Origin of the sequence: Lentzea roselyniae (genome assembly GCF_039537795.1) — a bacterium.
Lineage (GTDB): Bacteria > Actinomycetota > Actinomycetes > Mycobacteriales > Pseudonocardiaceae > Lentzea > Lentzea atacamensis.
The window spans coordinates 1-1032 of record NZ_BAABBE010000124.1; the positions used below are offsets into that span (position 1 = coordinate 1).

The 1032-nt window shown below is 67.3% G+C and carries 1 protein-coding gene; it reads left to right on the forward strand.

The window, feature by feature from the left end; genetic code table 11:
• Positions 1-614 precede the first annotated feature (614 nt).
• On the forward strand, positions 615-1032 hold a 418-nt coding region (locus tag ABFX45_RS46155), incomplete at its 3' end, for a hypothetical protein (protein ID WP_346137422.1).

The following is a 1032-nucleotide window of genomic DNA, read 5'->3' on the forward strand; positions in this document are numbered from 1 at the left end:
GCCGGCTACACGGCGAACTCGGCCTGATCCCGCCCGTGGAACACGAAACCAACCATCACCACACAACCGCACCCGTCCCGACACCGAGCGGGTAATCACACCCTCCATCAAACCCGGTACTTGACACAGTGGGGGTACCGTGGCCTTCGAGAGCATGGGCTGGCGCGAAACGCCCAGTGACGATTCACCAGAGCCGTTGCCCATCGCCTCCATCGCCTGGCGGTGGGACGTCGGCAACCATCAGGACGGAACAAAGTCGTGACGGCCTCGGGGGATGCTGCGCGCCATGCCACGGCACTGCCCGCAGGCGACCGTGTCCTGCTACGCCGGGAACAGATCTATCCGGCACCCTCACCGGTTCCTGCACGAGTGCAAGAGACATTCCATTCTGATGCCTCTGGAACGGCAGCTGGCAGACGCCTGCCTGTCAAGGCGCCAGTGTCGAGTCGGCTGGGCCGAACTGCTCCCAGACTTCAACCATTCACTGCGCCTCGCAAGCACCGACTGCGGCATCACTTCCAGACGCCGAAGCGGCAGCGCAGTCGCAAGTGGCTGCGGTGCCGCAGAACCAAGATTGGCCCGCCGCTGACGCGGCCGACAGACGGGACTATGACATGCACCTGTCCACGAACTCGTACGCGGACAGCCCCGCGGACCGGCTCGTGGCCGTAGCGCGCCGACGGCTGGCCGGCCGGATCCTCGACCAGGCGGAGGACGGGCTGGTGCCCGGAACCTGCATGAGCAGCGCCTTGGAAAGCGCGTTGGCGCTGCGGCTGTTCCAGCTTGAGGGCGTGCGCACGCCCAGCTGTGAGGCCCTTGTCGACTATCTGCACTGGGCCGCACGGCCGGCGGGCCGCCGCGACTTCGAGCAGTTGGTCGCCCGTTGGGCGCTGGACGGTGGTGGTGCCGACAGCGCGGCGGTCACCGGGCATCTCGCGACCGTCCAGCACTTCTCCGCGGGACGCAAACGCGTCCTCGCCCTGTCGGTGGCAAAGCTGCTGGGAGCCGCGCCGGAACCCACCGTGCCGAAAG